Raw genomic sequence first — 6,990 nt, 5'->3', positions numbered from 1 at the left:
TTAGTTTTCAAAGAACAAATTTGGAGCGGGTGAAGAGAATCGAACTCTCATCATCAGCTTGGAAGGCTGAGGTTTTACCACTAAACTACACCCGCATATAATAAAATAAAATTGAATTGAATGGTCGGGAAGACAGGATTCGAACCTGCGACCCCTTGGTCCCAAACCAAGTGCTCTACCAAGCTGAGCTACTTCCCGTATATATGGTGCGCCCGGCGGGAGTCGAACCTACAACCTTCTGATTCGTAGTCAGATGCTCTATCCAATTGAGCTACGGGCGCCTCTTTCAAGGTCAACTTTTATATTGTATCAAAATGAATTTGATATGTCAATACTTTTTTTGGTGCGGCCGAGAAGAGTCGAACTTCCACGGGGTTGCCCCCACTAGGCCCTCAACCTAGCGCGTCTGCCATTCCGCCACGACCGCATATATTTCAGCGACATTTATAATCATATCAGATTATCAACGGATTTTCAAGAGGAAATAATTGGTGCGGGTGAAGGGAGTCGAACCCCCACGCCTTGCGGTGCCAGATCCTAAGTCTGGTGCGTCTGCCAATTCCGCCACACCCGCATATAGCAAGTTATTTTGCTCACGCAAAAAACTTAATGAGCCATGAAGGATTCGAACCTTCGACCCTCTGATTAAAAGTCAGATGCTCTACCAACTGAGCTAATGGCTCAAACCTTAATAGTTATAATGGTTGTTGGCTGGGCTAGCTGGATTTGAACCAACGCATGTCGCAGTCAAAGTGCGATGCCTTACCGCTTGGCTATAGCCCAATATTACTAAACGTTTAAATAAATGGCGGTCCGGACGGGACTCGAACCCGCGACCTCCTGCGTGACAGGCAGGCATTCTAACCAACTGAACTACCGGACCATTTTTTGCATTAAATAAGAAACAGGAAATGAGCTAGTATCATCTCCCGTCCCTGATGACCCCTACGGGATTCGAACCCGTGTTACCTCCGTGAAAGGGAGGTGTCTTAACCACTTGACCAAGGGGCCTAATTTTATGGCGGAGAAGGAGGGATTTGAACCCTCGCGCCGGTTACCCGACCTACACCCTTAGCAGGGGCGCCTCTTCAGCCGCTTGAGTACTTCCCCATAAAATTGGCTCCGCAGGTAGGACTCGAACCTACGACCGATCGGTTAACAGCCGATAGCTCTACCACTGAGCTACTGCGGAATAATAATTGATTTTACTCATCGAAAAGACACATTGCCTTGTCGACTCTTTACATTATAATGAGCATGTATCATAAAGTCAATATGATTTATCGATAAAATCAGCTGCAAAGTCTTTCCTTATTGTTCAAGTAATTCTTTCACCTTTGTTAGCTTACCTTTACACTTTCCACAGACATAACGACTCGTATTAATACTGCGTTTTCTTTTATATTGCTGATGGCATTTTGTACATTTATAAAGGAGTATTTTAGTTGATGAGCGTTTCTTAGGCTTGTCTAGAAGCGGACTGCAAAATCTTGGAGCACCTACCTTTTTCAAAAGCATTTTAAATTCTGGATCTCGGTGCTGGTATCCTTTTCCTTCTAGGTGAAGATGGTAATGACAGAGTTCATGTTTAATAATACCGATTAATTCGTTTATACCCAGTTGGTCTAGATATTTTTTATTGATATCAATATTATGAGTGCCGAGTAAGTATCTACCACCAGTAGTTCGCAGCCTGCTATTGAAGGAGGCTTTATGCCTAAAAGGCTTACCAAAAGCGTCAATCGAGACTTTCTCGACCAATTTTTGTAGTTCTTTTTCCTCCATTTAGTATCTCTCCCTAATAAAGCGAACGTGACAACCTATTATAGCATATATTGTATATACCTATAATGAACTACTTTTCGGGAGGTTTAATTTATGCCAACTTGGTTTCAAAACCAAATGAAAAGAGCTTTCTACGAGAAGGACCGCTACCAAATTAGACTGTTAAACCAATGCTGGTTTTTTTACAGAAAGAAGCATATTTCGTAAGGGGAATTGGAACTGTTATTTAGTGTTATTAGTTATAAGATGCAAAATCAATTTTGGTCACTTCATTTATGAGTGACCTCTTTTTCTTCTTTTCACTGTTTCTGGTCACTCATTCACCCTATGAGTGACCTCTTTCTCTCCTTTTTACTATTTCTGGTCACTCATTCACCCTATGAGTGACCTCTTTCTCTCCTTTTCACTATTTCCGGTCACTCATTCATACTATTTATGAGTGACCAATTCACTTTTCTTATCTCCTCCTCCCACTTCAAAAAAACACAAAATGACCAACTAAAAAGTTGGTCATTAATGTACTGCTATTATTTAGATGGAGGAAGCATCGTTAAAGCTACTCTCCCTTTTTTCATATCAACAGAGTCAACCCAGACTGTTACTACATCACCAACAGACACAATATCTAATGGATGTTTCACAAATCGATTACTTAGTTTTGAAATATGAACTAGACCATCTTGCTTCACACCGATATCAACAAATGCTCCAAAATCAACTACATTTCTAACGGTTCCCTGAAGCTCCAGCCCTGTACTTAAATCTTCTAATTTAAGGACATCCTTCTTTAATAGTGGACGCGGCAAATCATCACGCGGATCTCGTTCTGGTCTAACTAGTGCATCAATGATATCCTTCAACGTTAATTCACCAATCGACAGTTCCGCAGAAAGGGCCTTAAAATCAAGGCCATGAAGCGCCTCTTTTAATTCAGGTGTTCCAAGGTCATCTGTTGAAAATCCTAGTTTTGCTAATAGTTTTTTCACTTCATCATAACTTTCCGGGTGAATCCCGGTTCGGTCTAAGGGTTGCTTTCCATCTAATACACGTAAGAAGCCAATGGCTTGTTCATATGTTTTAGCACCTAGGCGCGGGACTTTCTTTAATTGTACCCTGCTAGAAAACTTTCCTTCCTCTTCCCTTTTCTTCACAATATTATGGGCTGCTGTTTTTGTTAGTCCGGCAACATATTGCAATAAAGAGGCTGAGGCTGTATTTACGTTAACTCCCACATGGTTTACAGCTGTTTCGACAACAAAATGCAGTGATTCCGAAAGACGCTTCTGGGTAACGTCATGTTGGTATTGGCCAACGCCTACTGATTTAGGGTCAATTTTCACTAACTCAGCAAGCGGGTCTTGTAATCTTCTGGCTATTGAGACAGCACTTCTTTCCTCAACTTGAAAGTTCGGAAACTCTTCTCTTGCAAGATCAGAGGCAGAGTACACACTGGCACCAGCTTCGTTAACAATAAGATAATAGATTTCTTCATTCATTTCCTTTAGGATATCTGCCACAAATTGTTCCGTTTCTCTCGAAGCCGTTCCATTACCAATAGCAGCCATTTCAACTTTATAGTCACGAAGAATTTTAATGAATTTCTCTTTAGCTTCCTTTGCTTTTGATACAGGTGGATGCGGATAAATAACATCAATTTTCAACACTTTACCTGTTTCATCCACAACTGCAAGCTTACAGCCTGTCCGATACGCAGGGTCCACACCTATGACCACTTTTCCTTTTAACGGTGGTTGCAATAGTAAATTACGAAGATTTTCAGAGAATATATGAATAGCCTGCTCTTCACCCTTATCCGTTAGCTCTCCGCGAATTTCTCTTTCAATCGAAGGCTGAATAAGACGCTTGTAGCTATCTTCGATTGCTTCTGAAATAAGTGGTGCTGCAGGTGAGTGCAGATTGGAAATCCATTTTCTTGATAGGTAAGCAATGATTAAATCCATGTTTACCTTAATCGCGACTCTTAAAATCTCTTCCTTTTCACCACGATTCAAAGCAAGAATTCGGTGAGGGACGATTTTATTTACAGGTTCTTCATATTCATAATACATTTCATAAACCTTTTTCTCATCCTTATCTGCGTTTTTCACAGCAGATTCAACTTTACCTGACTTAAAGGTTTCATTGCGAATCCATTTCCGTCCCTCTGCATCATCAGAAATCATTTCAGCAATGATATCCTTCGCTCCCGCAATTGCCTCTTCAACCGTAAGGACTTCTTTTTCATCAGATAAAAATTCCTGTGCCTTTTCCTCAACAGGTGTCTTAGGGAAGGTTAATAACCACTCCGCGAAAGGTTCCAGCCCTTTCTCCTTTGCGATTGTAGCCTTCGTCCGACGTTTTTGTTTATACGGCCGATATAAATCTTCAACCTCTTGAAGCTTTTCTGCTTTTGTTATGTTATGTGAGAGCTCATCGGTTAATTTACCTTGTTCCGCAATGATTCGAAGGACTTCTTCTTTCCTATGCTCAAGGTTTTGTATGTATTGCCAGCGTTCCTGAATATTTCTAATTTGAACTTCATCAAGCGCACCTGTCATTTCTTTGCGGTAGCGGGCGATAAACGGTACTGTGTTTCCTTCATTTAATAAAGAGATTACACTTTTGACATTCTTTTGGGAGATTGTTAATTCAGAAGCAATTTTCCCAAAAATCTGTTCATCTTTTACGACTGTATCATTCACAACACAAACCTCCATTCCTATTACCATATTGTATCAAATAACAACCATCGATTCATTCGAGAAACAATTTTATTAAATGAATGGCTGTGTTAATGGATATTGTTGATTTCAGAACCTGTTGATTGGAGCGAAAGAGGCTCGACTCCTGCGGGATGTACGAGCTGAGTGAGACCCCGCAGGTCGGTGTACGACCGAGGAGGCTCACGGGCGAGCCCGCGGAAAGCGTAGCCTCTGTAGCGCAAATCAACAGCCAATTTTAACACAGCCAAATAAATAAAAAAATAGCAAGCTAATTAGCTTGCTAAAAGCAGAAACAATTATAAGGTCAGAGCATACGTATAAAAAAAACGCTCTTTCCAAGAAGAGCGTGCATAAATACTAAAATTCGATGAGACCTATACTTACGCGCAAGGCTTCATCCACTTTTTCCATCATTTCGTCATCGAGATGGGTTATTTTATCGGTTAACCGCTGTTTATCAATTGTACGAATCTGTTCTAAAAGTATGACTGAATCTCGTTCAAAACCGTAGCGCTTCGCATCAATTTCTACATGAGTGGGAAGCTTCGCTTTTTGAATTTGTGCTGTAATCGCTGCAACAATAACTGTGGGACTAAACCGATTCCCGATGTCGTTTTGAATGACAAGTACAGGACGGACGCCGCCTTGTTCAGAACCAACAACTGGGGATAGGTCCGCGAAATAAACGTCACCACGCTTGACAATCAAGGGATTACCCTCCGCTTACAAGACGTTCAACTGTGTGTTCTGCCTCAAATTCTGCTTGAAACATTTCCGATGCAATCGTTAAATTGATCATCGCCATTTCCATGTATCCACGTCTCATGGATTCGCGAATTTGTCTCTTTTTTCGTTCGCGTAAATACATTTTAGTTGCTTGATAAATAAACTCGCTCCGGTTAACGTTTTCCAATTTCACAAAACCATCTAACTCGGTTAAAAGATGTTGCGGTAACTTCACTAAGATTTCCGTAGTTGCGCCAGAATCAGACACAAACATACACCTCCACCATCACTACACACCATATTTTCTATCTACCATATTTAATAATACCACTTAATGCCCAACATGCAAAGACAATTTCTAATACTACTGTATTATAGGCCAAACAAACTATCTTTTATGCACAAAAAAATCCCACATTACCATAAATATGTTTTATTTTTATTATTAGGCCACTTATTTGTTAAGAAGATAGTTTTTTAATACGACAGTTTTCCCGCCTTGTTTATAGAGGCGAGGTACCCTAGTTGAAATGATACAAGGCACTTCGTAATTGATGGTTTCTAGTTTTTGAGCAATTTCATTAACGGAAATGAATTCATTATTCTGTTTACCAATTAACGTAACTGTGGTCCCGACTGGAACAAAATGCGGTAGTTTTACCATACATTGATCCATACATATCCTGCCAACAATTGGCACCCTTTGCCCTTCAACCAACACTTCTTGTCCTTGGAGACGACGAATCCACCCGTCCGCATAACCAATTGGAATCGTCCCAATCCACTCCTCGCCTTCTGCCTCATAGGTAGCACCATAACTTACCTTATCGCCTTTATCGAGTTTTTTTACATGGACAAGCCTTGAACGCAGAGAAAATGCCTCCTTAAGAGGGAAAGGCAGTTCATGCTCTATTTCTGGAGAAGGTGTCAATCCATACATAGCAATCCCAAGACGAACAGCATTAAAATTAGCTTTTGAGAAACGTAAAGCAGCAGCACTATTACTGCAATGGATATATTTGGGCTGCTCCTTCATGACCGATAGCAAATCATGAAATAACGCTAATTGTTTATCCAGGTAGGTTTGGTCTACTTCATCCGCTGTGGCAAAGTGTGTGAAAACACCTTCGATTGCCAGCCGTCCATCTTTTGAAATCAATTCCACAACCTGTGCTAACTCTTCCTTTGTACGAATACCAATTCTCCCCATTCCAGTATCAAGCTTTATATGAACTGGAAGTACCTTTTCTTTTGGAAGATAGGATTGTGCTGCTATTATCCAATCCAACTGAAACACAGTAATGGTAATATTAAATTTAACTGCCAGCTCGACATCCTCTGGACGGGTTGCACCTAACACTAGAATAGGTGCACGTACTCCTTTATTTCGGAGAGCGATTGCTTCATCCATAAATGCTACTGCTAAATAGGTTGCTCCCGCTTTAAGTGCACTCTCAGCCACTTTAAAGTCCCCATGACCGTAAGCATTTGCTTTTACTACAGCTATGATCTCCACTTTGGGAGGCAATAGTTTTTTAACAGAGGTCACATTTGAGAGTATATAATCTAAATCAACCTCAGCCCATGTATCTCTGTAAAAATAGCCCTGTTCTTGCATGTTTCCACTTCCTACTAACTAAAGTCAATACCTATTTTTCGTTTACCTTTTGATTATTATCAAACTAGTTTTATCATATGTCAAATATCATATTTGGAATTGAGGGTAATTGCTACACCGCTTATATTTCAGATACTA

6 protein-coding genes and 11 tRNA genes are annotated in these 6,990 nt (G+C 40.6%); 1 reads left to right on the top strand and 16 read right to left on the bottom strand.

Going from position 1 to position 6,990, the window contains the following annotated elements; all coding sequences use genetic code 11:
- Nucleotides 1–21: 21 nt before the first annotated feature.
- The 12 genes from V7124_RS09225 to V7124_RS09170 form a co-directional block, all read right to left on the bottom strand.
- Nucleotides 22–95: transfer RNA gene (locus V7124_RS09225), tRNA-Gly, on the bottom strand.
- 26 nt (nucleotides 96–121) lie between these two features.
- A tRNA-Pro gene (locus V7124_RS09220) sits at nucleotides 122–198 on the bottom strand.
- Nucleotides 199–204: 6 nt separating this feature from the next.
- Nucleotides 205–281: transfer RNA gene (locus V7124_RS09215), tRNA-Arg, on the bottom strand.
- A gap of 60 nt (nucleotides 282–341) precedes the next feature.
- Nucleotides 342–427 (bottom strand) — tRNA-Leu (locus V7124_RS09210).
- Between the two features lie 62 nt (nucleotides 428–489).
- Nucleotides 490–574, bottom strand: a tRNA-Leu gene (locus tag V7124_RS09205).
- Nucleotides 575–610: 36 nt separating this feature from the next.
- Nucleotides 611–683, bottom strand: a tRNA-Lys gene (locus V7124_RS09200).
- Nucleotides 684–708: 25 nt separating this feature from the next.
- A tRNA-Gln gene (locus V7124_RS09195) sits at nucleotides 709–783 on the bottom strand.
- 23 nt (nucleotides 784–806) lie between these two features.
- Nucleotides 807–883, bottom strand: a tRNA-Asp gene (locus V7124_RS09190).
- Nucleotides 884–939: 56 nt separating this feature from the next.
- Nucleotides 940–1,011 (bottom strand) — tRNA-Glu (locus V7124_RS09185).
- An 8-nt stretch (nucleotides 1,012–1,019) separates the two neighbouring features.
- Nucleotides 1,020–1,110, bottom strand: a tRNA-Ser gene (locus tag V7124_RS09180).
- A gap of 7 nt (nucleotides 1,111–1,117) precedes the next feature.
- Nucleotides 1,118–1,192: transfer RNA gene (locus V7124_RS09175), tRNA-Asn, on the bottom strand.
- A gap of 119 nt (nucleotides 1,193–1,311) precedes the next feature.
- Nucleotides 1,312–1,785 carry a SprT family protein gene (locus V7124_RS09170; RefSeq protein WP_335419117.1) on the bottom strand — a complete coding sequence of 158 codons (474 nt, stop codon included), beginning with the start codon at nucleotides 1,783–1,785 and terminating at the stop codon, nucleotides 1,312–1,314.
- A 93-nt stretch (nucleotides 1,786–1,878) separates the two neighbouring features.
- On the opposite strand from V7124_RS09170, the gene cmpA reads away from it, so the two are divergent.
- Entirely contained in the window at nucleotides 1,879–1,992 is a 114-nt protein-coding gene (gene cmpA, locus V7124_RS09165; protein WP_335419114.1) for a cortex morphogenetic protein CmpA, read from the top strand.
- A 320-nt stretch (nucleotides 1,993–2,312) separates the two neighbouring features.
- Here cmpA and V7124_RS09160 read toward each other — a convergent pair whose 3' ends face one another.
- From V7124_RS09160 to alr, 4 genes are all read right to left on the bottom strand, one after another.
- A complete protein-coding gene (locus V7124_RS09160; protein ID WP_335419111.1) occupies nucleotides 2,313–4,502 on the bottom strand; it encodes a Tex family protein in 2,190 nt (729 codons plus the stop codon).
- Between the two features lie 363 nt (nucleotides 4,503–4,865).
- Nucleotides 4,866–5,216 (bottom strand): type II toxin-antitoxin system PemK/MazF family toxin, encoded by a 351-nt coding sequence (locus V7124_RS09155; protein ID WP_034673264.1) that lies wholly within the window; start codon nucleotides 5,214–5,216, stop codon nucleotides 4,866–4,868.
- A 4-nt stretch (nucleotides 5,217–5,220) separates the two neighbouring features.
- Complete coding sequence (locus tag V7124_RS09150) at nucleotides 5,221–5,502, bottom strand: CopG family ribbon-helix-helix protein (protein ID WP_335419101.1); 282 nt, start codon at nucleotides 5,500–5,502, stop codon at nucleotides 5,221–5,223.
- A 186-nt stretch (nucleotides 5,503–5,688) separates the two neighbouring features.
- Entirely contained in the window at nucleotides 5,689–6,852 is a 1,164-nt protein-coding gene (gene alr, locus V7124_RS09145; RefSeq protein WP_335419099.1) for an alanine racemase, read from the bottom strand.
- Nucleotides 6,853–6,990 lie beyond the last annotated feature (138 nt).

Source organism: Neobacillus niacini (assembly GCF_036961885.1).
GTDB classification, from domain to species: Bacteria; Bacillota; Bacilli; order Bacillales; family Cytobacillaceae; genus Neobacillus; species Neobacillus niacini_H.
Note: the sequence above shows the minus strand (reverse complement) of the source record. Positions and strands in the feature narration are given on the sequence as shown.